Here is a 25,993-nt window from a genome sequence, read left to right on the forward strand (position 1 = left end):
CCGATGTTGAGGGACACGATTGACGGGAAAACACACGCTATCTACGAGTGGCCGAGTGGCGCTCGGCCGTGGGGCGACAGCGAGGGCGACCGTACCCCTGGTCTCTCTCTCTTCGGGATCGGCAGGCGGTCCGCGCTCCTAACTGGTTTGGCCGTGTGCATTTTACGTGCGAGAGCGTCCAGATATGTATGAGCTCCGCACGCGGCGACCGGCCCGACGCTGGGATGGAGGTGACCGGGGAGTGGGTCCGGGCGGTCGCCGCCGGCGTGGAGAAGTTCTCGGCCGACTCGCGGGAGTCGGCGCTGATCGTGCTCGAAGAGGCCGACCTCGCCGGGGCCGAACCCGGCGAGTGGTACTCGCTCGCGGGCTACGTCGACGCCGTGGCGGCGATCCACGACCTCGTCGGCGACCAGGCCGTCCACGCGCTCGGCCAGCGGATCGCGCGGGCGGTGCCGTTCCCGGACGGCATCGAGAGCGTCCCCGACGGCCTGGCAGCGCTCGATGGCGTGTGTCGCGCGGGCCACCGCGGGGGCGACCCGGGCGGCTACGCGTTCCGGCAGATCGGTGACGACGACGGGCGCGTCGAGTGCCGGACGCCCTACCCCTGCGCGTTCGACCGCGGTATCGTCGAGGGCGCGGCCGTCGCCCACGCCGACGGCTTCGTCTGTGTCTCCGAGGTCGGCGCCTGCCGGACCGACGGCGCCGACCGGTGCACCTACGAGGTCAGCTGGTAAGCGACGGGAGTTCCCGACCGCCCGGGCTCGCTACCCCCACCCTCTCGTTTCCCGGTCGAACCGCGGGACTGCGACGGCGCCGCCGACCGCGCCGTTCACTTTCGCCGTGGTTTGCGAACCTTCTTACCCGAGGGCGGGCTAAGCTGGTCTCACCCAATGGCGCGCGCCGAGAACACCGAACTGATAGACTCCTTCGAGGAACTCTATCGGGACTACTACCGCAACGAGATCGGCGAGCTCGCCCAGAAGTACCCGACCGAGCAGAAGTCGCTGTATCTCGACTGGGGGGACATCTATCGGTTCGACCCCGATCTGGCCGACGACGTGCGCTCGCATCCGGAGGAGCTGCGCGACTACGCCGAGGAAGCGCTCCGCCTCTACGACCTGCCCGTCGACGTGAAGCTCGGACAGGCCCACGTCCGGATCCGGAACCTCCCCGACGCCACCGACATCCGCGAGATTCGCGCCGACCACCGTGGGCAGCTCATCGCCGTCCAGGGCGTCGTCCGCAAGGCTACCGACGTCAAACCCAAGATCACCCAGGCCGCCTTCGAGTGCCAGCGCTGTGGCACCCTCACCCGCATCCCCCAGGAGTCTGGCGACTTCCAGGAGCCCCACGAGTGCCAGGGCTGCGAGCGACAGGGGCCGTTCCGCGTCAACTTCGACCAGTCGGAGTTCGTCGACGCCCAGAAGATCCGTGTTCAGGAGTCACCCGAGGGGCTGCGCGGCGGCGAGACGCCCCAGAGTATCGACGTAAACATCGAGGACGACATCACCGGCGAGGTGACTGCCGGCGACCACGTCCGCGTCAGCGGCGTCCTCAAGCTCGACCAGCAGGGCAACGACCAGGACCAGTCGCCCATGTTCGACACGTACATGGAGGGGTTCTCCGTCGAGATCGAGGACGAGCAGTTCGAGGAGATGGACATCACCGAGGAGGACAAACAAGAGATCGTCGAGCTGTCCGGCCGCGAGAACATCTACGACGAGATGGTCGGCGCCATCGCCCCCTCGATCTACGGCTACGAACGCGAGAAGCTCTCGATGATCCTCCAGCTGTTCTCGGGCGTGACGAAACACCTCCCCGACGAATCCCGGATCCGGGGCGACCTGCATATGCTCCTGATCGGGGATCCCGGAACTGGCAAATCCCAGATGTTATCATATATCAAAAATATTGCCCCAAGATCAGTCTATACATCAGGAAAAGGAAGTTCCAGTGCGGGGCTCACGGCGGCGGCTGTCAGAGACGACTTCGGCGACGGACAGCAGTGGACTTTAGAGGCTGGTGCGCTTGTTTTGGCCGATCAAGGAATCGCTGCGGTCGACGAACTAGATAAGATGGCAGCCGACGATAGGTCGGCAATGCATCAAGCACTTGAACAACAGGAGATTAGTGTAAGTAAAGCAGGTATTAATGCGACACTTAAATCTCGTTGCTCGTTGCTCGGCGCGGCCAACCCGAAGTACGGCCGCTTCGACCAGTACGAGCCCATCAGCGAGCAGATCGACCTAGAGCCGGCGCTCATCTCGCGGTTCGACCTGATCTTCACGGTCACCGACCAGCCCGACGAGGAGAAAGACCGGAACCTCGCGGACCACATCCTGCGGACCAACTACGCGGGGGAGCTACACACCCACCGCGTCGAGTCGAACAAGTCGAACTTCAGCGACGACGAGGTCGAGAACGTCACCGACGAGGTGGCGCCGACGATCGAGCCCGAGCTGTTGCGCAAGTACATCGCCTACGCCAAGCGCACCTGCTTCCCGACGATGACCGAGGAGGCCCGCGCGGAGATCGAGAACTTCTACGTGGACCTGCGGACGAAAGGGACCGACGAGGACGCGGCGGTGCCCGTGACGGCCCGCAAACTGGAGGCGATCGTGCGGCTCGCCGAGGCCTCCGCGCGGGTGCGCCTGTCGGACACCGTCACGCAGGGCGACGCCGAGCGGGTCATCGAGATCGTCCGCTCGTGTATGGAGGACGTGGGCGTCGACCCGGAGACGGGCGAACTCGACGCGGACATGATCGAGGCCGGCACCTCCAAGAGCCAGCGCGACCGCATCAAGAATATCAAAGGGCTGATCGACGACCTCGAAGACGAGTACGACGAGGGCGCGCCGGTCGACGTGGTCGTCGACCGCGCCGAGGAGATCGGCATGGACGAGACGAAGGCGGAACACGAGATCGAGAAGCTCAAACAGAAAGGCGAGGTGTACGAGCCCCAGACGGACTACCTCCGGACCACGTGACCATGGACCGCATCTCCGCACTCCGCAACGTCGAGGACGCGCTCCGCCGGTTCGAGGACGGCGAGGTGGACCTCTCGGAGTTGGAGCGCGACGTGCGGGGGACGCTGCGGACGTACGCGACCGAATTCGACGGTGACCTGGCGGCCTACCGGGCCGAGCGCACCGACGCGGCGAAGAGTGGACGCGGCAACGCGGCCGTCGACGGGACGGTCGTGCTGGCGGGGTCGAAACAGGGCGCTCGCGAGCGGGTTCGCGAACTGGTCGACCGTCCGGGTCCGTTCGCTGTCGAGCGGTTCGAGCGGGACTAGCGGCCGAGACCGCCACGATCGACCCGGACGTGCCGGAACGGAAGGACTTTGAGCGCGTCACGACTACCTCGGGTGAACGGATACTGGGATGACCGACCTCCATTCAGAACTGGCCGACGCCAGAAACGTCCTGTTGTGTGCGCCGTCGATGAGCGGCGGCGAGGCCGAGGCCTGTACGGACCTGCTGATCCCGTCGGACCCGGCGGGCGCGACCGCGCTGTGGGTGACCTTCCGCGGGGACGCGACCGACTGTGTCGACCAGTGGGTCGCCGAGACCGACGAGCGACCGGCCGAGGCGGCGGTCGTCGTCGTCGGCGAATCCCCGGGGAGCCGGCCCGACGGCGTCACCGTCGAACACGTCTCCTCGCCGAGTGACTTGACCGGACTGGGGATCACTATCGGCGAGTTACTCTCGGAGTGGGAGACGCCCCCGGTCGTCTGTTTCGACTCGCTGACGGCGATGCTCCAGTACGTCGACGTCGAGACGGCCTACGAGTTCCTCCACGCGATCACCGGCCAGCTGTACGCCGCCGACGCGCGGGCGCACTTCCACATCGATCCGACCGCCCACGACCGCACGACCGTCGACAGTATCACCTCGCTGTTCGACGCCGTCGTCGAATTCGGCGACGACGGTCTCGAAACCCGCAAACGACACCTCCTCCAGTAGGCGTCTGACACTCGTTCGTGATGTTCGTGCGATACATTTATGTCGGCTGGAGATACAATCGCCGCTCGTGTTGCTGGTGGTGACCTATTCGACGGCGGCGCGGGGGACGCTCCGGAATATCTGTCGGACTCACGAGGGGGTCGTCGTCCGGCGGTTCGGCCGGGTAGCGCTGCTGGTCGAGACGGAGTTCGCTGCGTTCCAGGCGCTGCGGCTCCGCGAGAAACACGGGGGGGACGTGCAGGTCGAGCGAACGCGGCCGTTCAACGAGTACGAAGCGGTCGACGACTCGATCAGAGAGGCCGCCGCGGCCTACGAGGCTCGCGAACGACCGGCGCTGCCCTACGCGACGTTCGCCGGCGAGCGCGACTACCCCGACCCCGAACGGATGCGCGACGCCGAGTTATGACCGAGCGGGACCGAATCGCGCTGGATCTCGCCGACGAGTCTTTGAGGGGCCGGGTCGTCGACCTGCGCGGCCGGGGGCTCGATCCGGTTCGGGTCGCCGCTGGGGTCCGTCGGACGCCTCCGACCGATGCCGGTGACGGGGTCGGGGAGGGCGGTTCGGACCGTGGACCGGTCGTCGACTGTCCGCGCCCGCGAGCGGTCCACGGATACGTCGGGTTCGTCCGTCCGTCGATGTCGATCCGGGTCCGGACCGCTCTGGCCGCCGCAGCGCGGTCGCGCGGTGGGGAGGCGCCACAGGACGAGGCGCTCGCCGACGTTCGCGACCAACTGGCCGACGTGACCGTCCCGGAACCGCCGGATCTCGCTGGCCCCAGGGAGCGGCTGGCCGGGACCGACGACGCAGTCGACCGGATCCGCGAGCGGGTGGCGGCGCTTCGCGGGCGCGTACAGGCCGGTCGCGAGGCGGGCCGAGACGTGAGCGGTCTGGAGGCCGAGCTGGCCGAGGCGACCCGTGAACTCAGCGAGCGCGAGACCGAACGGGCCGCAGCGCGGGAAGCCGTCGAGCGCGCCGAGCGACTCGCTCGCGAGGGCCGTGACGCCCGCGAGCGACGCCGTCGCCTCGAAGACCGGCGGGCGAACCTCCAGCGGCGTGCCCGCGCGCATCTCGTCGACCGGGTCCGCGGGGAGTACGAGGACGCTCTCGTGGCGGTCCCCGGCGGCCCCGCCGAGGCCGAACGGCTTGACGACCCGTTCGCGGTCGAAGGGGTCACCGCGGCGCTGGCGGTGGGTCGGGTCGCCGAGTTCCGGGCGCCGGTCGTGCTGGCCTGCGACCGGTTCGCGAGTGCACAGGCGGCCGCCGAGTGGCTCGACGCGGCCGTGATCCGGGTCTGACCGCCCTCCGGTGGCACACCGGTCGGTTCGGGAGCCGCGACCGACGGTCCGTGACTTTATGACCGAACGGGCGACCAGCGCCGCCATGGTCACGCTCGAGTGGAGTTGCGAACGGAGCGACGGGGTGACGCTCGTCTCGCTCGTCGTCGCGGCCGCCCGTCCCTGTCGGGTGCGTGTCGAGAACCGCCTCGATGGCCCGGTGTGGCCGCCGCGGCGACGGGGACAGCCGGCGGCCGGCTGGGACGGCGACGCGTTCGTGGGGCGGGTCCCGGCCGACGGTCGACTCGCTGTCGGGTACGCGACGCCCGCCAAGCCCGCCGAGCCGCCAGCCGAGGTCGTCTCGACGGTCCCGGCCGCGGAAGTCGACGACGAGTCCGGTCCGGATGCGTCGGGGCCGGCGCCCGCGGTGGAGTCGACACCGGCCGGCGTCGTCCGCGATCTGGGCGACCCCGTCGTCCCGCGGGACAGCGTCCCGCTCCCCGAACCGAACGCCCCGACGGCGTCGCGGGCGGACGAAGGCGTGCGAACGGACGACGGTGCGCGGACGGCCGACGACGCGCCGGTGAGCGACGGCGTCCGATCGGCCGACGAACTGCAGCCGATCGACCGGGCCTCGGATCCGGAGCGGTTCGTCGTCCCGGGCGCCGTCCGTTCCTGGCTCCGTGACGTCGACGAACGGCTCGACGCGGCCCCCGACCGAGCGGGACGGTCGGGCGCCGGCGCGAACACCGGTGGGGGGCTCGGGGTGGCCGCCACGGCGGACCGGCGAGCGCTGCGGCGAGTCCGCGGCCGGATCGACGAGCTGCTCGCTCGCGCGGACGAGGGGGACAGTGACGACCTGGCGGTAGGTCGGACCGGTGAACGGGTCGGCGGGGGCGAGCACGCCGCTCGCGGGGCGCGGATCGACGGCGAGGGACCATGATCCTCGCGGTCGTCGGCGGGAAGGGCGGTGTCGGCAAGTCGACGGTGGCGTACAACCTCGGGGCGGAGCTGGACGCGGTCGTCGTCGACGCGGATCTGGCGATGGCGGACCTGCCGACCGACCGGGGGCCGGACCTGCACGACGTGCTCGCCGGCCGGGCCGACGCGGTCGAGGCCGTCAGCGAGGGTGGACCTGTCGCCGTGCTGCCCTGCGGACGCTCGCTGGCCGGCGCACGGGCCTGCGAGCCGACGGCGCTGGTCGCGGCGGTCGAGGCGGTCCGCGACGAGTACGGCCGCGTCGTCGTCGACTGCCCGGCGGGGATGTGCGGCGACGTGGGACTGGGCCTGCTCGTCGCCGAGGCGTGTGTCCTCGTGACCCAGCCCGTGCCGTCGGCGCTGGGCGACGCGCTCCGGGCGCGCGCGCTCGCCCGAGAACTCGACGCGGGGCTGGCGGCCATCGTCCTCAACCGCGCGAGCGAGGCGTCGCCGACGGAGCTGGTAGCCCGGGAACTCGGCGGCCCCGTCGGGACGGTCCCCGAGTCGGCCGCGGTCGCCGACGCGCAGGCCGCCGGCGTCCCGGTGGCGGTCCACCGGCCGGACTCGCCGGCGGCCGCCGCCTTCGCGGGGCTCGCCGAGACCGTCGAGCGAGCGTGTCGGTCGCGCGGACGGGCCGTCTGAGCCGGGCGAGAAACCGCGGGAGACGAGCGAGGAACGGACTGGATCCGGGCGGGTGCGACCGCTCAGTCGTCGTCGAACGCGTCGGCGCGTCGCTCGATCCGGTCGACGAACCCCTCGGGCAGCGACTGCACGTCGCCGACCTGCACCTGCCAGAGCGTGGCGTAGAGGCCGTCGCGGTCGAGCAGGTCCTCGTGGGCGCCCTGCTCGACGACTTCGCCGTCGTCGAGGACGAGGACCGGAGAGCTGCACAGGATGGGCCGGCCGGTCGCGGTCGGCCGCTCAGTTCTCGTCGGTCAGCGCCTGGTAGGTCGCCCGCAGCGTCACGGGCGTCACGTCGGCGGCGTCGGCGGCTTCGGCCTGGGTGAGCGGATAGGCGCGTTCGTCGGCGGCGGTGTAGAGGCAGCCGGCGGCGACGCCGGCGGGGTTGCGGCCGTCGACGTGGTTCAGGTCACGGGCGCGTTCGACCAGTTCCCGGGCACGTCCCTCCAGGTCCTGCGGGAGGTCCAGATCGCTGGCGAACCGCGCGAGGTACTCGGCGGGGTCGATCGGCCCGGTCGGGAGGCCAAGTTCGCGATTGAGGGCGTCGTAGGCGGCGGAGAGTTCGGCCTTCGACGCGCGGGCGTCGGCGACCACCTCGTCGACGGTACGGGAGACCTCGGCGGTGCGGCAGGTGGCGTAGACGGTCGCTGCGGCGAACCCCTCCAGCGAGCGCCCGCGCAGCAGGTCCTCGTCCTGGGCGGACTCGAAGAGGACACAGGCTCGGTCGCGGATGTGGTCCGACAGCCCGAGCGAACTGACGAGTCGTCGGATCTCCGTGAAGCCGTACACCTGATTGCGCTCGGCCTTCGATCCGATCTTCGTGCGGTTGTGCTGACGACGCAGCCGCGCCATCCGTCGGCGCTTGCGGCCTTTGAGACGGGTCGAGCGGCCGATCTCCGTCGAGAGTCCCCGGTCGTGGCGCGAACGGGTCAGCGGTGCCCCCGTGCGCTCGCGGTTGGTATCGTCGTCTTCGAACGAGCGCCACTCGGGGCCGTGGTCGATGTTGTCTTCGGCGACCACGAGGCCACAGCTCGTACAGACCGTCTCGCTGTCGTCGCTTCGAAGGCGTCCCTCGCACTCGGGGCACGCAGTCACTGTCGTGCTCATACACGACGCTTCGCCCGCGAGGGGGTTAATAAACGGTGCGGTGGCCCCCCGTTTCGGGCCGTGAGTCGGTGGATCCACCCACCGGTTACCGGTAGGTGGCCGGGGCACGATCGGTTCGTCAGAAGGGGACCGGCGACGCCGAGGGCCTACTGCTCGTCGAGCCACTCGCGGGCTTCGTCCGTGCTGCCGGCCATCACGAACGTGTAGTCGAGGTGTTGGGTCTGGTCGACGAATTCCTCCATCTCCATCTCCGAGATGACGCTGTCGCCGGTGACCGAGACGCTGTAGTCGATGCCAGCCTCGATGGTCTGGGGGATCCACTCCTCCTCAAGCCACTCCTTGTCCGCGTCGTCGTGAGCCTGGATCCCGCTCGTATCGACGAGCAGTTTCGACTTGTCGTTGCGCTCGATGACGTCCAGCAGTTCGTGACAGCCGTCGCGGAACTCCTGGCCCGCTGCGAACGCGTCCCAGGTGTGGAGTATCGCGTCGATGTCCTCGTCGATCTCGATCGTGTACTTCTCCGTGTCCGCTGCGACCTGGCGCGGCATAGTACATCAACTTCGATCCCGTGTATTCAATCCATCTCTCGCAGTATCAGATTCGATAAAACGAGCCGTTCAGACGCTGATGTATCTGATCTGAACGGACGCGCGTAGATGATATTTGACTGTACGATCGCGAGATACGGTCCCGGGCGGGCGCTGTCAGTCCGCTCGGACCTCGTCGAGGGCGATCCGTTCGCCGGTCTCGGCCGAGCGGTAGGCGGCGAGGACGATGTCGACGGCCGCGCGGGCCTCGCGAGCGGGCGCTTCGGGGTCACGGCCGTCGCGGACGGCGTTCACGAAGTCCCGGACGACCCCCTCGTGGCCGTCGCCCGCCGGATGTGCGGCGCGCTCGACCGCCGGCGCTCGCGATTGGGTCTCGGCGCTCCACAGCGTCTCCTCGCCGGTACCGACGCGGACCTCGATCCCGTCGTCGCCGAGCGCGAGCGACCCCTCGGTGCCGTTGATCTCCGTGCGGTCGGTGCCGCCCTTGGTCGCCATCGTGACGGCGACGGTCCCGACGGCGCCGTTCTCGAAGCGCAGCACCATCGCGCCGGTGTCCTCGCACTCCAGTTCGCGGGCCAGCGCGTCCGCCTCGGCCTGCACCGATTCGACGCCGCCCATCACCCACTGGAGGGCGTCCAGCGAGTGGATCCCCTGGTTCATGAACGCGCCGCCGTCCATCTCGCGGGTGCCGCGCCAGCCCGCCGAATCGTAGTACGCCTGCGGCCGGAACCACTTGAGGTGGGTGTCGGCCAGCACCGGCTGGCCGATCTCCCCCTCCTCGACCGCCTGTTTCGCCCGACGGACCGCGGGGTCGAACCGCCGCTGGAAGACGCCCGCCAGCGTCACGCCCGCTTCCTCACAGGCCTCGACCATTCGGTCGACCCGCTCGGCGGTCACGTCCAGGGGCTTCTCGCAGAGGACGTTCGCGCCCGCCGCGGCGAGGTCGGTCGTCACGTCGGCGTGGGTCCCGCTCGGCGTACAGACGCTCGCGGCGTCGACGGCTCCCTCGGCGACCATCGCCGCCGGGTCCGCGAACGTCTCGGCCACGCCGTGGTCGTCGGCGAACGTCTCGGCCGCGTCGGCGTCGAGATCGGCGCAGGCGACTAGCTCGACGCCGTCGACCGCCGCGACCGCTTCGGCGTGGGTGTTCCCGATACCGGCACAGCCGACGATCCCGTAGCGGAGCGTCTCTGTCATGGACTCTCTGGGCGCGGCCACCCGTAAGTATCCCCCGTCGCCGGAGAGTCGTGCTTCGGCTTCGCTCGACCGTCCGGACGAGTGTCGTGTCCGTTCCCCAACTATTAACTCGGGGACGGGCGAAGCCGCTGGCAATGGGGCTGTCGGACATCGCCGCGGGGATCGAGGTGGTCGACGAGCAGCGCGACGGCGGCGTCGCTACCGTCGACCGCACCGACGACCCGCTGGCCGACCGACTGGCGCCGTTCGCCGAGGCGCTGCCCTGTTCGCCCGCCGAGGCGGCAGCGCTCGTCGACGCCTACGCCGCCGGCAAGCACGTCGGCGCCGCCGCCCGCGTCGCCGACATCCCGCCGACCGACGGCGCGAAGACGCTGCACCTGTTCGGCGAGCACGTCTCCCCCGTCGGCCCGATGGGTCGGGAGGTCGTCGCCGACTGGCTGGCCGGCGAACTCTCCCGTACCGAGGCCGTCGAACTCGCCGCCGTCTCCGATCGGGAGTTCGCCCTCGCCGCCTTCGTCGAGACCCACGACCCCATCGACGGCGCGATGGAAGCCGTCGAAGGGGCGCTGTCGGTCGACGATGTCGACAAACGCGAGGCGCTGGGCGAGACGATGGACGGCCCCGGCGAGCTGGAGTTTTAAGCGAACCCGTTCGGCTGCGGAGCGGCGGCGCTCGACACGAAACAGGGGGGTACGCCGCAAGTTAGTCGACGCGAATACCGGAGACGGCGTCGTGGAGGCGGTCGGCGAGGTCGGCGGCGCGGTCGGCCGAGCGGGCCTCGGCGTAGACGCGGACGACGGGTTCGGTGCCGGAGGGTCGGGCGAGCGCCCAGCCGTCGCCGTAGTCGAGGCGGTAGCCGTCGGTGGTGTCGAGGTCGGCGGCCGACTCCTCGGCGGCGCGCTCGATGGCGTCGAGCATGGCCTCGCGCTGGCGCTCGCTGTCGTAGGCCACGTCCCGGCGGACGTTCACGTAATCGTCGTAGCGGGCGGCGAGTTCGCTCGCCGGCTCGCCGCGGCGGGCCAGCAGTTCGCAGAACCGGGCGGCGGTGTAGGCGCCGTCGCGGGCGATCCGGTAGTCCGGGAAGAGGACGCCGCCGTTGCCTTCGCCGGCGACGGGGACCGACTCGCCGGTCGCCAGCAGGTCGCGGATGCGCGAGACGATGTACGTCGACCCGATGGGCGTCAGCGACAGTTCTGCGTCGGCCGCCGTGACCACGTCGACGAGTCGCTGTGAGGCGTTGACGGCGGAGACGACGGTGTCGTTCTCTCCGATGGCGTCGGCGGCCAGCGCGGCCAGCGCGGCGCCGCCCTCGACGTGGTCGCCCCGTTCGTCGACGAAGATGGCGCGGTCGGCGTCGCCGTCGTGGGCCACCCCCAGGTCGGCGCCCGTGGCGCGGACGAACCGACGGAGGTCGCCGAGGTTGCCCTCGACGGGTTCGGGGTCGCGCCCGGGGAAGTGGCCGTCCGGCTGGGCGTGGATCGTCTTGACGCGACAGCCCAGCCGGCGGAAGAAGTCGGGGCTGGTGACCGCGCCGGCGCCGTGGCCGGGGTCGACGGCGACGGTCAGGCCGGCGTCGGCGACGGCCTCGCGGTCGACGGCGGCCAGCAGCTCGTCCACGTATGCGCGACCGGCGCCGTCGACGCGGCGGCCGGTCCCGGTCTCGTCCCAGCCGACGCGGTGAGGCGCCTCGTCGAGCAACCGGGACTCGATGGCTTCGAGGCGTTCGCGCGGGAGCTCGACGCCGTCGGCGCCGACGAGCTTGATGCCGTTGTACTCGGGGGGGTTGTGCGAGGCGGTGACCATCAGACCGGGAACGGCCTCCCGTTCGGCGTAGGCCTGGAGGCCGGGCGTGGGGACGATCCCGAGGCGGTCGACGGAGACGCCGACGCTGGCGAGGCCGCTGGCGACGGAGTCGACGAGCATCGGGCCGGTTCTGCGGGTATCCCGCCCGACGGCCACGCGGTCGACGCTGCCCGCCGCCCAGACGGTTCCCGCGGCGGCCGCGACGTCCGTGGCGTCGCCTGGCGTGAGGTCGTCGTTGACCACGCCGCGCACGCCACTGGACCCGAAGACCCTCATTGGGGGCTAGTCGGCGGTCAGGCCGCATAGTGGTTCCGGAGCGCGATGGTGCCCGTTCGGCCCCGCGGGCCGAGCGGCTCGCGAGCGGAGAGAGTCGCCCCGACCCCCCACTGCCGGCGCGTATCGAACCGGATAAACGGCGTGGTACCGACCGTGCGGGTATGGACACCCAGGGACTCATCGACGCGCTCCGGGCGGCCGACGCCGTCAAGTTCGGCGAGTTCGAGCTCTCACACGGCGGCACCTCGAACTACTACGTCGACAAGTACCTCTTCGAGACCGACCCCGATTGCCTCGAACGCATCGGCGAGGCGTTCGCCGACCACCTCGCACGGACGACCGACGGCGAGACGAAACTCGCCGGCGTCGCGCTGGGCGCCGTCCCGCTGGTCGCCGTCACGAGCGTCGCGTCGGAGACTCCTTACGTCATCGTCCGCAAACAACAGAAAGAGTACGGCACGGCGAACCTCGTCGAGGGCGACCTCGCCGACGGCGAGGAGGTCGTCGTGCTCGAAGACATCGCGACGACCGGCCAGAGCGCGATCGACGCCGCCGAGGCGCTGCGGGAGGCCGGCGCCGTCGTGGACCGAGTGGTCGTCGTCGTCGACCGCCAGGAGGGCGCCGCCGAGAACCTCGCCGACCACGACCTCGAACTCCAGTCGCTCGTGACGGCCTCGGACCTGCTCGACGACGCCCCCGAGGACGTCGACGCCGCCTGAGACCTGAGTCGAGGACGCTCACTCGATATCCGACGCCGCGAGCACATCTTCGAGCGCTCGCCGGTGGAACGAGACCGACTTCTCGCGGCTCAGTTCCGGGTAGCCGGGGTTGGTCACGACGCCGTTCGAGTCGACCGCCGTCCGACAGATAGCGGCCGCGCGGTGGACCGGATCGACCGCCGGACACGGCCGGACCGACTCGTAGCCCGCCCGGAACGCCTCGCGGAGGGGTTCGGACTCCTCGACGTACCAGTCGGCGACGAGGTATTCGGCCTTCGCGAGCGACAGCGCCGGCGCCGCAGCGAGCGGCGCCTCCCAGTCGAGCACCGCGGCCAGTTCGCCGTCGGTCACCAGCGCGTTCCCCGGACGGAAGTCCCAGGGGAACAGCCGCGCCGGCGGCGCGGACTCGACCTCGGGGTCGTCGAACAGCGTCGCCAGGTCCACGCGCAGGCCGTCGAACGCCGCCGGGAGCCGCGCGAGGCCGCTGCGGCCGTAGGCGCCGAGCCACGCCGCCCAGTCCGTGCCGCCGGTCTCGGGCACGTCCTCGCCGCTGGCCGCCCCCGCGACGAGTTCGACGGCCGGCTCCGCCGCCGTGGCGTCCGGCCGCGCCGGGACGGCGACCGAGCCGTACCGTTCGAACCGGAACGCCTCGTGGAGTTCGGCGAGCGACCGCCCGAACGCGCGGGCGAGGTCGCGCCGAACCGACACGCCGAGCGCGGTGAACCGCTCGTGGAGGTCCCGGCCGTCGACGTGTTCGGTGACCAGCGCCGCCGCGTCGCCGACTCGCTCGGACGCCAGCGCGGTCGGGACCGGCACCGACGTGCGATCGGCGATCGCGTCGAGCAGCGCCCGCTCGGAGCGGACGGCCGCCGGATCGGTCGCGGCCTGGACGACGAGGTGGTCGCCGTCTGCGAGAGTCGCCAGCGCCGTCTCCTTGCGGTTGCCCCGTCCGAGCGGGCGCCACTCGGCGGCGGTCGCGTCGGGGCGGGCCGCGGTCAGCGCCGCGCGGGCGGCCTCGCGGGTCGCCGGCGAGTCGAAGGTATCGTCGAGCGCGGTCATTCCAGCACCTCCGGGAGCTCGGCCAGCGAATCGAGGACGTACTCCGGGTCGTAGGGGGTGGGATCGGCGCCGTCGTCTGCGAGCCACGCGACGGCCAGCCCGGCGGTGTGGGCGCCGGCCACGTCGTAGGCCAGCGAGTCGCCGACGTACAGCGCCCGCCCGGCGGGCACGTCGAGCGTCGCGAGCGTCCGCTCGAAGGGCGCGGCGTGTGGCTTGCGTCTGGGGTGGTCGCCCGCGTAGACGACGGCGTCGACCCGCTCGGCCAGGCCGAGCGCGTCTACTTTCGTCACCTGGCGGTCGGCGGGACCGTTGGTCAACAGCGCGGTCGCGCCAGCGGCGGCCGCGGTGTCGAGGGCCCGGTCGGCGCCCGGCGTCAGTTCGACTTGCGTGTCGTCTACGCCGGAGACGAACGCCTCGGCGAGCGCCAGTGGGTCGACGTCACGGCCGTGCTGGGCGGCCAGGCGCGCGAAACCGGCGCCGAGATAGCCCACGCGGTCGTCGGGGTCCGGCGGCCCGTCCAGCGCCGCCCACAACTCCGACGGCTCGCCGAACGGCGCCGCCCCGGCGCGGTCGAACGCCGCCGCGAACACCGCGTCGGTGTCCTGGGTCCGCCGACAGAGCGTCCCGTCGAGGTCGAACAGGACCGCGTCGAACCGTGTCACACCCGCGAGTTAGCGCCGACGGGCATAAACCCGCGGACGGACCGGCACGTTCGAGTCCGTCGGCACCGAAGCCGGCGCCATGACGACGGCCCCGCCCTCGTTGCTCGCGTACTTCGACGCGAGCGTCCACTACGGGCCGGACAACGCCACGCCGACGTCGGCCGCGATCGGTTTCCTCGTCGAGGACGGCGTCGAGACGTGCGTCGAGCGGTCGCTGGCGGTCGAGGCGTTCGTCTCCAGCGCGGCGCTGGAACACCGCGCGCTCGTCGAGACGGTCCGCGCCGTCGCCGACCGCTTCGACCGCGTGAGTTCGCTCCACCTCCACGGCGACGCCGACGCCGCGCTCCGCGCGACCGACCCCGCCCACCCCGCCGAGCCGACCGACCCCGTGGGACGGCGCCGCGTTCGCGAAGTACACGAGCTACTCGCCGACGTGCCCGTGGTCACCTACCGGGCGGTCGACCGCTCGCGCAACGCCCGCGCCCACGACCTCGCTCGCCGCGGCCACCGCGACCGGAGGTGAGCGTCCGCCTCGTGACGACGCGCCGGCGCGCGTCGAGCGGTTCTTGCTCCGCCGGCCCCTACGACCGACATGGAGTCGGTCCTCGACGACACCGACCGCGCGAAACTCGACGACGGCGAGGACGGCGCGTTCTACGACAGCCCGCGGCTGGTCACGCACGCCGATGAGGCGTTTCTGGCGCGGCTGACCGACCTGTACGCGTCGGTCCTCGACCCCGGCGACCGCGTGTTCGACGCGATGGGCAGCTGGGTCTCGCACCTGCCGGACGACGACTACGAGCGCGTGGTCGTCCACGGGCTCAACGCCGCGGAACTCGAACGCAACGACCGCGCGGACGAGTGGTTCGTTCAGGACTTCAACCGCGAGCAGTCGCTCCCGCTGGCCGACGACGCCGTCGACGCGGTGCTGTGTGCGCTGTCGGTCCAGTACCTCCAGTACCCCGCGGCCGTCTTCCAGGAGTTCGCCCGCGTCCTCGCGCCCGACGGGGTGCTCGTCGTCTCGTTCACCAACCGGATGTTCCCGACGAAGGCCGTCCGGGCCTGGCGGGCCGCGTCGATGGACGAGCGGGTCGACCTGGTCGCAGCGTACTGCCGCGCCGCCGGCCTGCGGGTCGTCGAGACGGTCCGCGAGCGACCGGGCGCGGACCCCTTCTACGCGGTGGTCGCCGAACACGCCGACGGCCGATAGCAGGTGGGGATGCCAGCGACCGGAGCGCGGGCGATCCGCAGGCCGACCGCTTCCGGTTCCCGCGAAATTCACCGGGCCACGGTCGCCGGTATCGGGCCGCTCTGCGCCTGTGAATAACTAACAAGGGACTCGGGCGCCGGCGCACGTCACAACGCTTTTATCCGAAAGCGCGTTAGCGGAGAGCAAGATGGCAGGTGACTGCTTTACACGCGGGCTTCGCGCCCCATAACCAGTCACTGTCATGTTCTCGCGCTCGTCGTTCGCTGCTCGACAGCGACGCGTGGCGCGGTGGAGGCCAGTGACATGTCACAGCAGGAATCCTCGATCACGGTGGAACTGCCCGATGGAAGCACGCTCGACGTTCCGTCGGGCGCCACAGTCGAAGACGTGGCCTACGAGATCGGTCCGGGCCTCGGAAGCGACACGGTCGCCGGCAAGCTCGACGGCGAGCTCGTCGCCAAGGAGGAGCCGGTCTACGACGGCGCGGCCGTCGAGATCGTCACCCCCTCGGCCGACGAGTACCTGCAGGTGATGCGTCACTCGGCGGCCCACGTCCTCGCCCAGGCGATCCTCCGAGCGTTCCCCGACGCCGAGCTCGCCACCGGCCCGCCAACCGAGGAGGGGTTCTACTACGACTTCGACGGCATCGACGTCGACGAGGGCGACTTCGACGACCTGGTCGCCGAGATGGAGGCCATCGTCGATTCGGACCTCGACATCGAGCGCGAGGAGGTCTCGCTCGACGAGGCCCGCGAGCGCGTCGCCGGCGACCCCTACAAGGAAGAGATCCTCGAGGATCTGGCGGCGGGCGACCGCGGCGCCGACGACGACATCGAGACGGTTTCGTTCTACAGCCAGGGCGACTTCTCGGACCTCTGTGCCGGCCCGCACGTCGCCTCGACGGGCGAGATCGGCGCCGTCGACCTGCGGGAGATCGCCGCCACCAACTGGCGCGGCGACGAGGACCAGCCGCGGCTCACCCGCGTCTACGGCACCGCCTTCGGCTCCGAGTCCGACCTGGAGGACTACTGGGAGCGCAAGCAGGAGGCCGAACGGCGCGACCACCGCCGTATCGGCCGCGAGATGAACCTCTTCTCGATCCCCGAGCACTCTCCGGGCTGTGTCCACTTCCACCCCGACGGGATGGCCATCCGCCGGGAGCTGGAGGACTACATCCGCGGGAAGAACGACGAACTCGGCTACGAGGAGGTGTGGACGCCCGAACTCAACAAGGTCGATCTCTGGAAGACCTCGGGTCACTACGAGCACTTCTGCGAGGAGGACGAGATGTTCCACTGGGACCAGGCCAGCGCCCGCACGGAGGGCGACGACGCCGACGAGTACGGCCTCAAGCCCATGAACTGCGCCAACCACGTCCACCTCTACCAGCGCGAACGGCGCTCCTATCGCGAACTCCCGAAACGCTACTGCGAGTTCGGCACCTGCTACCGCAACGAGCGCTCGGGCGAGCTCTCGGGCATGCTCCGCGTGCGCGGGTTCACCCAGGACGACGGCCACGCCTTCGTCACCCGCGAGGGGATCCAGGGCGAGGTCACCCGCACGCTCGAAGTCATCGACGAGGTGCTCGCCGACTTCGGTCTCGACGTGACGTTCAAGCTCGAAACCCAGCCCGACGATTCGTTCGGCGACGACGAGCTGTGGGAGCGCGCCGAGGACGATCTGCGCAGTTCCCTCGACGCTCTCGGCGAGGGCTACGAGGTCGAGGCCGGCGAGGGCGCCTTCTACGGGCCGAAGATCGCCGCCGACGCCGAGGACGCCATCGGCCGCGAGTGGACCGTCGGCACCGTCCAGCTCGATTTCGTCCAGCCCGAGCGGTTCGATCTCGTGTACGTCGGCGAGGACAACGAGGAACACACGCCGGTGATGATCCACCGCGCGCTGCTCGGGACCTTCGAGCGGTTCATGGCCGTCATGATCGAGCACTTCGCCGGGCGGTTCCCGCTGTGGCTCGCGCCCGAGCAGGTCCGCGTGCTCCCGCTCAACGAGGAGACGCTGGGCTACGCTCACCGCGTGAAAAACGAGTTCGAGGCCGACGGCTTCCGGGCGACTGTCGCCGACGGCGACGACACGCTCCAGCGGAAGATCCGCCGCGCTCACGACGAGAACGTCCCGTACATGTGCATCGTCGGCTCCGACGAGGAGGAGGCGGGCACCCTCTCCGTCCGGGACCGCGCCGAGCGCGAGGCCCGTGACGTGGACCCCGAGGCGTTCCGCGACCACCTCCGCGCCGAGCGCGCGGAGAAACGGCTCGAACCGGACTTCCTCGACGAGTAGCGCGGTCGAAGCCCCCGCCCGCGGTAGCGACTCTCCGCCGCGATCCCACGGCCGCCAGTACTTCCCCGCCAACGCGACCGGGTGAGCGGGCGTGCTCTCACTCGGGGGCGGCCCACGGCCCGATGGGGCTCGCGGCGACCCAGGGGTCCGACCGCCAGGACATCGACGCGGCGGCGAGGGTCCCGTCCGGTTCGCGGGTGACGAAACCGGCCTCGGCCAGCGTCGGCAGGTGCGTGTGCGTCAGGGAGAGTTCGACGACTTCGGTGACGGACGGAGCCACCGCGGCCGGTGTGGCACCGCGCTCGTGGGCGGCCACGACGGCGGCCAGGTCGCGGTCGCTCGCGGGCCCGTCGGCGAGCAGTTCGTGGAGGACGACCTGTCGACGCTCGCTGGCCAGCGCGGCGAGCGTCGCGTCGTAGGTCACGTCGGGGTGGTCGGCGACCAGACGGGCGGTCCACTCGCGGTCGAAGGGCGTGTCCGAAGCGGCCGCGACCAGTCCGGTCTCGGGGTCGAACGTGATCCCACCGGCCTCCGCGAGAGTCGGCAAGTGGACGTGGTGCAGGGCGGTCTGCAGGTCCGCCCGGGCGGTCGCCACCCCGGATCTAGCGGTCCCCTGGTTCGCGCCGGCTCGGCGCTCGGCCAGCGTCTCTGTCAGCTCCCCGACGGTCGCGGTCGCACCGCTGTCGACCAGTTCGGCCAGCGCCGCCCGTCGCGTCGCGTCGGCCAGCGCGTCCAGTACGGCCGGCGACACGGTGGGGATCTCCATCGTGTGTCTCCGCTCACGCCTCCGGCATAAACCGTTCCGAGACGGCTCACCGGCGCGGCGGTCCAGTTGCGGGGGGCCGATTCCGGGTCGACGTGCGTCGCCAGGCCTTACAGTGCCTGTTTGTACGCTTCGAGCGTCTCCTCGACGTCGTCGTCGGTGTGGGCGTACGTGACGAACTGGGACTCGAACTGGTTCTGGGCGAGGAACACACCCTGTTCTTTCATCTCCTCCCAGAAGACGCGGCGCCAGCGGTCGGTCTGGCCGGCCGCCACGTCGGCGGCGTTCTTGGGACAGTGGTCGAAGCGCGGACAGTCCGGGCGCTGGGAGCAGCCGCCCTCGCAGTGGTCCTCGAAGGTCTCGGGGGCGTCGCGGGTGAACAGCACCTTGAAGATTCCCTCGGTACCGGCGACGGTGTACTCGGGTGCCTGGTCCTCGACGATCTCTGCGAGGCCGGTACGCAACTGCTCGCCCAGGTCGTTGATGTGCTCGTGCACGTCGTGTTCGGCGGCGTAGCGCAGCGATTCGAGGCCGGCGGCCATCGTGACGGGGTGGCCCGAGAAGGTGCCGGCCTGAAACACGTCGCCGGAGGGAGTGAACTGCTCGATCAGCTCGGAGCGGCCGCCGATGGCGCCGACGGGGAAGCCGCCGCCGATGAGCTTCCCGAAGGTCGTGATGTCCGGTTCGATGCCGAACTTGCCCTGGGCGCACTGGAGGCCACCGACGCGGAAGCCGGTGATCACCTCGTCGAAGATCAGCAGCGCGCCGTTGTCCGCCGTGAGGTCGCGCAGCGTCTCGTGGTAGCCGTCGACCGGCGAGACGATGCCCATGTTGGCGAGGATGGGCTCGACCATGACGGCCGCGATGTCCTCGCCGTGGTCCTCGAACACTCGATGGGCGGCCTCCTCGTCGTTGAACGGGACCGTCAGCGTGTGCTCGGCGAACTCCTCGGGGATGCCCGGGCTGGAGGGTTCGACGTCGTCGTACTCCCCTTCGACGAGGGTGGTCTCCTGGGCGCCGTGGTAGCCGCCCTGCATGACGACGATCTTGTCGCGGCCGGTCGCGGCGCGAGCCAGCCGGCAGGCCGACACCGTCGCTTCGGTGCCGGAGTTGACGAACCGGATCATCTCGACGCTGGGGACGTGGCGAGCGACGAACTCGGCGTGTTCGACCTCGATCTCGGTGGGGGCACCGAACATCGGGCCCTCGCTGACCTTCGACTGGACGGCCGACTCGACTGGCTGTGGCAGGTCGTGGCCGTACAGCAGCGGACCCAGCCCCATCACCCAGTCGATGTACCGGTTGCCGTCGGCGTCGATCACGTGGCCGCCGTCACCGCGTTCGACGAAGAAAGGGTAGGGTTCGATTGCGGCCCGCACGGCGGAGTTGACGCCGCCGGGCATGACCGACAGCGCGCGATCGTAGAGGTCCCGTGACCGGTCGTGGTTCATACCCCCCGCTTCTCGCTCGTCGCCCAAAGGCGTACCGAGGTGCGCCCACGCTTCCGGTTTGGGCGCCGGCCCGCGGTCGAACTCCCTCGCCGAGATGGCCCGACGACTTCCGCGTTCGGTGGCTTCTTGCTCCACCACGCGGTGGCGTGTCTCATGCCCACGCGACTCGCGGCGATCGGCCTCGGCCATCTCGGACGGATGCAACTCGACGGCGTCTCGGCCCACCCCGACGCCGACGTGACGGTCGTCGCCGGTTCGGACGTAGCCGCCGAGGCCCGCGAATCGTTCGCCGCCGAGTACGACGCCCCCGTCTACGCCGACTACGAGGCGATGCTCGACTCCGAGGACGTCGACGCCGTCACCGTCGTCACGCCACACACCCTCCACTACGAGCAGGCCGTCGCCTGTCTGGACCGCGGGCTCGACGTGCTGCTGGAGAAGCCGATGGTCACCGAGACGGCTCGGGCCGCCGACCTCGTGAACCGCGCCCGGGAGGGCGACTCGCTGCTGCAGATCGGCTACCAGCGCCACCTCCACCCCGGCTACCGGGCCGTCCGCGAGACCGTCCTCGGCGGCGAGATCGGCGACGTACACATGGCCGTCTGCTCTCTCGCCCAGGACTGGATCTCCGGCACCGAAGGCACCTGGCGAGTCGACCCCGAGCTGTCCGGTGGCGGCCAGCTCAGCGACTCCGGGTCGCACCTGCTCGACGCGCTGCTGTGGACGACGGACTCGCGAGCGCGCGAGGTCGCCGCCGTGACGGACGACCGCGACCACGCCGTCGATATCAACACCGCGCTGTCGGCGACCCTGGACGGTCCGGACGGACCGATCACCGCGAGCGTCGGCGTCAGCGGCGACGGCACCGGGTTCGAGGAGTCGCTCGTCCTCTGGGGGACCGACGGCCACCTCCAGTTCGACCACGGCGGGCTCACCGTCTTCGACGGCTCGGGCGGCGAGCCCGACCACCGCGAGTTCGACGCCGGCAGCTACGCCGAGCAGACCACGAAGAAAGTCGTCGCCTTCCTCGACGCCGTCGAGGGCGAGCGCGACAACCCCGTCCCGCCGGAGTTCGGGCTACGCGTCACCGCGCTGACCGAAGCGGCCTATCGCGCGAGCGAGTCCGGCGAAACCGTCGACGTGACCGAACTGGTCGCCGAGGCGCGCGAAGAGTACGGACGGTAGCGTCGCAACGAACAGTAGCGTCTCAGCGCGCAGTGTCCTCGGTAGGACTGGGCGCGTCACCCGCAGCGTCGCCGGACAGATCGCCGCCGTCGCCCAGCCGGGAGACGAGGACGGCCCGGATCGGCCGGGGGCTGTGTTCGCGGACGATCAGGTGCATGTTCGTCGCGAACAGCCCGAAGCCGACGGTCGCGAGCGCGCCGGAGCCGGCCGTGACGGCACTGGGGAGACCGAGAGCACTCGCGAGGACGAGCCCGGTCGCGCCGGCGAGGACGCAGGCGAAGTCGGCCGCGGCGAGGCGGTCGTCGTAGCAGTCGTCGATCGTCGGGACCGGCTCGTACCCCAGGCGGTCGCTGTAGCGGTGGACCCAGACGATGAATGGGACGACGTGGTACAGCGTCCCGAGGACGACGAAGCCGACGACGCCGAACAGGAGGAGATGCGGCGGGCCGCCGCCGAACAGCGTCGACGGGGCGAGCGGGTCGGCGAGCCAGGCGCGGCCGGCGAGGACCGCCCAGGCGGCCATCGCGACGGCGGCGACGGCGTACCGCGAGAGCATCGGCGTCCGCTCGACGCCGGTCTCGACGAGCTTGCGCGCGAGGACGACGGCGAAACCCCCGAGGGCGACGGCGACCAGGAGGCCGCCGACGCGGGCCAGCGACGCCGACCCGAGCAGCCGCCCGGTCGCGAGCGCGAGGACGCCCACGGGGTAGCCCACCTCCTCGAATCGCCGGGCGTGGACATCGACGCCGTGCAGCTCCGTCTGGGTGAACATCGTGGCGAGCTGGTAGAGCGCGCCCAGTACGGTCGTCAGGACGGCGCCGAAGACGGCCAGCGTCGCGTGGGCGCCGACCAGCCGGTAGCGAGCGACCGGCGAGCCGGCGAGGAAGGGGGTCGAGTAGTCCATCGCGAGGGCGAAGCCCATCGCGGGGACGGCGGCGAAACAGGCCAGCGCGAACGCGAAGTGCCGTTCGGTCACGTCCCACGGGCGGGCGGCCAGCAGCGTCCGACCGACGGTGTAGACGAACGTCCAGAACCCGACCAGCGCGAGGCCGCCGAAGGCGTGGACCCAGCCGAGCGCGCCGGTCGCGAAGGCGGCGGCCATCCCGCCGACGCCGACGGCGACGAGCCACAGCTGGGCGGTCGCCAGCCGACGGGAGTGCAGCGGGACGTTCGACCACACCGGGACGAACTGCACCATCGCCCCCATGATCGTCACACAGACCCATCCCGCAACCAGCAGGTGGACGTGCGCCAGGAGGGACAGCCCCGACAGCAGTCCGACGGCGTCGAGAACGCCTGCGGCGCCGCCGGCGAGCAGCAGCGCCAGTCCCACCAGAAAGTGCCGGAGCGGCACCGTCATCGGGGGCCCGCCGTCAGTGTCGACCTCGCCCGGGATCGCGCTCATACCCGACCGTACGGCCGCCGAACTCGTCGGCCTGTGGCCGAACGTGTTCGTCCCGCTCGCCGTCCGGCTAGCGAGCAGCGAGCCGGAGACCGACCCGAGATATAACTCGGCCGACGCCCACTGTCCGGTATGGGAGACCGCCGCCCCAACTACGCGCTCGTCCCGGTCCAGCAACACCTCGGCCAGAACGAGGAGAGTCTCTCCGTCCCGTGGGCCGAGTTCGTCGGCGACGAGACCGACGAGCTGACCTTCGAGGTGCCGACCGACGACGCCACCGAGGCGTACCTCGAACTCCAGGCCTACGACGTCGAGGAGTACGGCCACGAGATCCGGATCAACGACGTCGCCCTCTCCGGGTTCGACATCCCGCCCGCCGACGGCTGGCAGCAGTGGATGGACACCCTCACCGGCATCGACCTCGTCGAGGGGGAAAACACCATCAGAGTCGAACGGGACACCGACACCACCGACGCGTTCGTCGTCGGCGTCGTCGTCGTCCACTGGAAGGAACCCGTCTAGCCGACGCGAGGCGTTCGGACGACCGTGGCGACATCGGATATGGTATAAACCCCAGTATTCTCGCTGCGCCGACGTTGGTAACGCCTGGCACACTCGAAACGGGTAGCGGGCGCGATATGGCGGTTATCCGGTGATACAGCGGGGATCCCGTAGCCTCGCCGAACGCCCTCGAACACCCAAATTTATATAGAAGCACATTCATACTCTCGGTTGAACATGAGTCAGCAGCGAATGCAGGGACAGCCCATGATCATTCTGGGCGAGGACTCCCAGCGGATGAAGGACAAGGACGCGCAGAGCCACAACATCTCGGCTGCCCGCGCGGTCGCCGAGTCGGTCCGCTCCACACTCGGACCGAAGGGGATGGACAAGATGCTCGTCGACTCGCTCGGTGACGTCACCGTCACGAACGACGGCGTGACCATCCTCACCGAGATGGACATCGACAACCCGACCGCCGAGATGATCGTCGAGGTCGCCGAGGCCCAGGAGGACGAGGCCGGCGACGGCACGACGACCGCGGTCGCCATCGCGGGCGAGCTGCTCAAGAACGCCGAGGACCTCCTCGAGCAGGACATCCACCCGACCTCGATCATCCGCGGGTTCAACATGGCCAGCAAGCAGGCCAAACAAGAGATCGGCGAGATCGCCACCTCCGTCGACCCGAGCGACGAGGAGATCCTCGAGAGCGTCGCCGAGACCTCCATGACCGGCAAGGGCGCCGAGCTCAACAAGGACGTGCTCGTCGATCTGGTCGTCGAGGCCATCCAGGCGGTCACCGTCGAGGCCGAGGACGGCAGCCACGTTCCGGACCTGCAGTTCCTCAAGCTCCAGACCCAGACGGGCCGCGCCGTCTCCGAGTCCGACCTGCTGACCGGCGGCATCATCGACAAGGACGCCGTCCACAGCGACATGCCCTCGAACGTCGAGGACGCCAACGTCCTCCTCCTCGATACGCCCATCGAGGTCGAGGAGACCGAGACGGACGCCCAGCTCAACCTCGACAGCCCCGACCAGCTCCAGGACTTCATCGAGCAGGAGGAACAGCGCCTCCAGGAGATGGTCCAGACGATCAAAGAGTCGGGCGCCAACGTCGTCTTCTGCCAGAAGGGCATCGACGACATGGCCCAGCACTACCTCGCCAAGGAGGGCATCCTCGCGGTGCGCCGCGTCAAGAAATCGGACATCGAGTTCGTCTCCGAAGTGCTCGAGTCGCGCATCGTCTCGGACATCGACTCGGTCACCGCCGACGACGTCACCGAGGGCAAAGTCACCCGCGACGAGGACGACGAGCTGTTCTACGTCGAGGGCAGCGGCCACGGCGCGACCCTGCTGCTGCGCGGCTCGACCAACCACGTCGTCGACGAGCTGGAGCGCGGCATCAACGACGCGCTCGACGTCGTCGCCTCCACCGTCGCCGACGGCCGCGTCCTCGCGGGCGGCGGCGCCACCGAGGTCGAACTCGCCGGCCGCGTCCGCGACTACGCCGACTCCGTCAGCGGCCGCGAGCAGCTCGCCGTCGAGGCCTTCGCCGACTCGCTGGAGCTCGTCCCGCGCGTGCTCGCCGAGAACGCCGGCCTCGACTCCATCGACACGCTGGTCGACCTGCGCGCCGCCCACGAGGACGGCGACGAGCACGCCGGCCTGAACGTCCACTCGGGCGACGTGGTCGACACCTTCGAGGCCGGCGTCGTCGAGCCGGCCCACGCCAAGGAGCAGGCCGTCTCCTCGGCCTCCGAGGCCGCGAACCTCGTCATGAAGATCGACGACATCATCGCCGCGGGCGATCTGTCCACCGAGGGCGGCGACGAGGAAGGCGGCCCCGGCGGTCCGGGCGGCGCCGGCGGCATGGGCGGCATGGGCGGCGGTATGGGCGGCATGATGTAGGAGATTCGAGCGTAGCGAAGAATCTCCGAACTGCCGAGCGGGGAACGGAGTGACCCGCGAGGCAAGCCCACTTTTTGCTGAGGGGGCTTCCTCGCTCGCTCCGCTCGCTGCGGGAACCCCCGAACGAAAAACTTGGGGAAAAAGCCGCTCGCGCCGACGGCGCGAGCGGTGTCTGCGGGAGTGAGCATCGCGAACGACCGCAGGCTCGTCAGAGCTTTGCTCTGACGGTGAACCGGCGCCTTCGGCGCCGGATGCCTACCCGTCGACCGCCGCATCGTCCGCCGACCGCCGTACCGCTCGCTGACCACCTTCTTCCGTTTTCGCACCGCCAGCTACGCTGTCGGCGCCGATTCCTCCGACTCCTCGCCGACGCGTTCGACCTTCGTGCCGCCGCAGTTGCGACACGAGGGGATCTCCAGGTCGTCGTCGGTGTAGTACTCCTCGCCGCAGCTCCCACAGCGGTGGCTCGGGAGGTGCTGTTGCTCGCGGTCGCCGGTGACGACCACCGGCCGCTCGGCGTCCAGCGTCACCTCCTGGCTGACGCTGCCGAACAGCACCGACCCCAGCGGCGACCGCTTGCGCCCGCCGAGCAGGATCATGTCCGCGTCGTAGTCGTCGGCCGCTTCGAGGATGCCCGCGGCCGGGTCGCCGTAGCGGGTGACCGCTTCGACGTCGACGCCGGCGTCTTCCAGCTGTTCGTAGGCGTGCTCGCCGGCTCTGAGCTGGAGCGGCGACGCCTCCTCGGCCCGGTCGGCCTCCCGGAAGACGTGCAGCAGCTTCACCGCCACGTCCTCGCTCGCGTTCGGGAGCCCGATCGCGGTCTCTACCTGCGCCGTCGCTCGGGATTCGGCCATGTCGACCGGCAGCAGGACTGTGTACATGGTTGGGACACCAACGTTAACATACACCGAGTAGGGTGAAAAAGCCCCGGGCTCGTGGGCCCCGCGGCGTGCATCGCGCTCGCTTCGCTCGCGTGCGCGCTGGGCGACAGCCACAGTCGGGACCGGT

The 25,993-nt window shown here is 70.4% G+C and carries 26 protein-coding genes; 16 read left to right on the forward strand and 10 right to left on the reverse strand.

Features of this window, described 5'->3' with window-relative positions; translation table 11 throughout:
• Positions 1 to 188 precede the first annotated feature (188 nt).
• The 8 genes from I7X12_RS10300 to I7X12_RS10335 all read left to right on the forward strand — a co-directional run bounded on the left by I7X12_RS10300 (position 189) and on the right by I7X12_RS10335 (position 6,860).
• Positions 189 to 734 carry a hypothetical protein gene (locus I7X12_RS10300; protein ID WP_198063723.1) on the forward strand — a complete coding sequence of 182 codons (546 nt, stop codon included), beginning with the start codon at positions 189 to 191 and terminating at the stop codon, positions 732 to 734.
• Between the two features lie 156 nt (positions 735 to 890).
• Entirely contained in the window at positions 891 to 2,987 is a 2,097-nt protein-coding gene (locus I7X12_RS10305) for a minichromosome maintenance protein MCM (protein WP_198063724.1), read from the forward strand.
• Positions 2,988 to 2,989: 2 nt separating this feature from the next.
• Entirely contained in the window at positions 2,990 to 3,295 is a 306-nt protein-coding gene (locus I7X12_RS10310) for a DUF7854 family protein (protein ID WP_198063725.1), read from the forward strand.
• An 88-nt stretch (positions 3,296 to 3,383) separates the two neighbouring features.
• Positions 3,384 to 3,965, forward strand: a complete 582-nt coding sequence (locus I7X12_RS10315; protein ID WP_198063726.1) for a DUF7504 family protein — start codon at positions 3,384 to 3,386, stop codon at positions 3,963 to 3,965.
• A 67-nt stretch (positions 3,966 to 4,032) separates the two neighbouring features.
• On the forward strand, positions 4,033 to 4,371 hold the full coding sequence (locus tag I7X12_RS10320; RefSeq protein ID WP_198063727.1) for a DUF7855 family protein: 339 nt from the start codon (positions 4,033 to 4,035) through the stop codon (positions 4,369 to 4,371).
• A complete protein-coding gene (locus I7X12_RS10325; RefSeq protein WP_198063728.1) occupies positions 4,368 to 5,261 on the forward strand; it encodes a DUF7856 family protein in 894 nt (297 codons plus the stop codon). Before I7X12_RS10320 ends, I7X12_RS10325 begins: the two co-directional genes overlap by 4 nt.
• Positions 5,262 to 5,346: 85 nt before the next feature.
• On the forward strand, positions 5,347 to 6,183 hold the full coding sequence (locus tag I7X12_RS10330; protein ID WP_198063729.1) for a DUF7857 domain-containing protein: 837 nt from the start codon (positions 5,347 to 5,349) through the stop codon (positions 6,181 to 6,183).
• Complete coding sequence (locus tag I7X12_RS10335; protein ID WP_198063730.1) at positions 6,180 to 6,860, forward strand: nucleotide-binding protein; 681 nt, start codon at positions 6,180 to 6,182, stop codon at positions 6,858 to 6,860. The genes I7X12_RS10330 and I7X12_RS10335 overlap by 4 nt, the downstream gene beginning before the upstream one ends.
• Before the next feature lie 279 nt (positions 6,861 to 7,139).
• Here I7X12_RS10335 and I7X12_RS10340 read toward each other — a convergent pair whose 3' ends face one another.
• From I7X12_RS10340 to I7X12_RS10350, 3 genes are all read right to left on the reverse strand, one after another.
• Positions 7,140 to 8,006, reverse strand: a complete 867-nt coding sequence (locus I7X12_RS10340; RefSeq protein ID WP_198063731.1) for a transcription initiation factor IIB — start codon at positions 8,004 to 8,006, stop codon at positions 7,140 to 7,142.
• Positions 8,007 to 8,152: 146 nt separating this feature from the next.
• Positions 8,153 to 8,554, reverse strand: coding sequence for a hypothetical protein (locus I7X12_RS10345; protein WP_198063732.1), 402 nt, complete (start codon positions 8,552 to 8,554; stop codon positions 8,153 to 8,155).
• A 156-nt stretch (positions 8,555 to 8,710) separates the two neighbouring features.
• Complete coding sequence (locus I7X12_RS10350; RefSeq protein WP_198063733.1) at positions 8,711 to 9,751, reverse strand: Gfo/Idh/MocA family protein; 1,041 nt, start codon at positions 9,749 to 9,751, stop codon at positions 8,711 to 8,713.
• A gap of 134 nt (positions 9,752 to 9,885) precedes the next feature.
• Between I7X12_RS10350 and I7X12_RS10355 the strand changes: the two genes are divergently transcribed.
• Positions 9,886 to 10,392, forward strand: a complete 507-nt coding sequence (locus tag I7X12_RS10355) for a DUF7858 family protein (protein WP_198063734.1) — start codon at positions 9,886 to 9,888, stop codon at positions 10,390 to 10,392.
• 61 nt (positions 10,393 to 10,453) lie between these two features.
• Here I7X12_RS10355 and glmM read toward each other — a convergent pair whose 3' ends face one another.
• A complete protein-coding gene (gene glmM, locus I7X12_RS10360) occupies positions 10,454 to 11,830 on the reverse strand; it encodes a phosphoglucosamine mutase (protein ID WP_198063735.1) in 1,377 nt (458 codons plus the stop codon).
• 161 nt (positions 11,831 to 11,991) lie between these two features.
• Between glmM and pyrE the strand changes: the two genes are divergently transcribed.
• Complete coding sequence (gene pyrE / locus I7X12_RS10365) at positions 11,992 to 12,549, forward strand: orotate phosphoribosyltransferase (RefSeq protein WP_198063736.1); 558 nt, start codon at positions 11,992 to 11,994, stop codon at positions 12,547 to 12,549.
• Between the two features lie 18 nt (positions 12,550 to 12,567).
• On the opposite strand, the gene I7X12_RS10370 is transcribed toward pyrE, so the two are convergent.
• On the reverse strand, positions 12,568 to 13,608 hold the full coding sequence (locus tag I7X12_RS10370; RefSeq protein ID WP_198063737.1) for a phosphotransferase family protein: 1,041 nt from the start codon (positions 13,606 to 13,608) through the stop codon (positions 12,568 to 12,570).
• Positions 13,605 to 14,270, reverse strand: coding sequence for an HAD family hydrolase (locus I7X12_RS10375; protein WP_198063738.1), 666 nt, complete (start codon positions 14,268 to 14,270; stop codon positions 13,605 to 13,607). The genes I7X12_RS10370 and I7X12_RS10375 overlap by 4 nt, the downstream gene beginning before the upstream one ends.
• A 79-nt stretch (positions 14,271 to 14,349) precedes the next feature.
• On the opposite strand from I7X12_RS10375, the gene I7X12_RS10380 reads away from it, so the two are divergent.
• The 3 genes from I7X12_RS10380 (at position 14,350) to thrS (ending at position 17,775) form a co-directional block, all read left to right on the forward strand.
• Positions 14,350 to 14,793: a hypothetical protein gene (locus I7X12_RS10380; RefSeq protein WP_198063739.1), complete on the forward strand. Its 444-nt coding sequence runs from the start codon at positions 14,350 to 14,352 to the stop codon at positions 14,791 to 14,793.
• Positions 14,794 to 14,862: 69 nt separating this feature from the next.
• Complete coding sequence (locus I7X12_RS10385; RefSeq protein WP_198063740.1) at positions 14,863 to 15,480, forward strand: class I SAM-dependent methyltransferase; 618 nt, start codon at positions 14,863 to 14,865, stop codon at positions 15,478 to 15,480.
• Positions 15,481 to 15,783: 303 nt separating this feature from the next.
• On the forward strand, positions 15,784 to 17,775 hold the full coding sequence (gene thrS, locus I7X12_RS10390) for a threonine--tRNA ligase (RefSeq protein ID WP_198063741.1): 1,992 nt from the start codon (positions 15,784 to 15,786) through the stop codon (positions 17,773 to 17,775).
• Between the two features lie 97 nt (positions 17,776 to 17,872).
• On the opposite strand, the gene I7X12_RS10395 is transcribed toward thrS, so the two are convergent.
• Together I7X12_RS10395 and hemL are read right to left on the reverse strand one after the other, a co-directional pair.
• Positions 17,873 to 18,541 carry a DUF7344 domain-containing protein gene (locus I7X12_RS10395; protein WP_198063742.1) on the reverse strand — a complete coding sequence of 223 codons (669 nt, stop codon included), beginning with the start codon at positions 18,539 to 18,541 and terminating at the stop codon, positions 17,873 to 17,875.
• 107 nt (positions 18,542 to 18,648) lie between these two features.
• The gene (gene hemL, locus I7X12_RS10400) at positions 18,649 to 19,989 is read right to left on the reverse strand and encodes a glutamate-1-semialdehyde 2,1-aminomutase (protein WP_198063743.1); all 1,341 of its coding nucleotides are present in this window, start codon (positions 19,987 to 19,989) and stop codon (positions 18,649 to 18,651) included.
• A 153-nt stretch (positions 19,990 to 20,142) separates the two neighbouring features.
• On the opposite strand from hemL, the gene I7X12_RS10405 reads away from it, so the two are divergent.
• Complete coding sequence (locus I7X12_RS10405; RefSeq protein ID WP_198060019.1) at positions 20,143 to 21,174, forward strand: Gfo/Idh/MocA family protein; 1,032 nt, start codon at positions 20,143 to 20,145, stop codon at positions 21,172 to 21,174.
• Positions 21,175 to 21,196: 22 nt separating this feature from the next.
• On the opposite strand, the gene I7X12_RS10410 is transcribed toward I7X12_RS10405, so the two are convergent.
• Complete coding sequence (locus I7X12_RS10410; RefSeq protein WP_198060020.1) at positions 21,197 to 22,579, reverse strand: hypothetical protein; 1,383 nt, start codon at positions 22,577 to 22,579, stop codon at positions 21,197 to 21,199.
• Between the two features lie 129 nt (positions 22,580 to 22,708).
• Between I7X12_RS10410 and I7X12_RS10415 the strand changes: the two genes are divergently transcribed.
• Both I7X12_RS10415 and thsB read left to right on the forward strand, forming a co-directional pair.
• Positions 22,709 to 23,098 (forward strand): DUF7383 domain-containing protein, encoded by a 390-nt coding sequence (locus tag I7X12_RS10415; RefSeq protein WP_198060021.1) that lies wholly within the window; start codon positions 22,709 to 22,711, stop codon positions 23,096 to 23,098.
• Positions 23,099 to 23,314: 216 nt separating this feature from the next.
• Positions 23,315 to 24,985 carry a thermosome subunit beta gene (gene thsB, locus I7X12_RS10420; RefSeq protein ID WP_394355604.1) on the forward strand — a complete coding sequence of 557 codons (1,671 nt, stop codon included), beginning with the start codon at positions 23,315 to 23,317 and terminating at the stop codon, positions 24,983 to 24,985.
• Between the two features lie 332 nt (positions 24,986 to 25,317).
• Here the strand turns inward: thsB and I7X12_RS10425 are convergent, their stop codons facing one another.
• Positions 25,318 to 25,866, reverse strand: a complete 549-nt coding sequence (locus tag I7X12_RS10425; RefSeq protein ID WP_198060022.1) for a universal stress protein — start codon at positions 25,864 to 25,866, stop codon at positions 25,318 to 25,320.
• Between the last annotated feature and the right edge of the window lie 127 nt (positions 25,867 to 25,993).

Origin of the sequence: Halosimplex litoreum, assembly GCF_016065055.1 — an archaeon.
In the GTDB taxonomy this organism is placed as follows: domain Archaea; phylum Halobacteriota; class Halobacteria; order Halobacteriales; family Haloarculaceae; genus Halosimplex; species Halosimplex litoreum.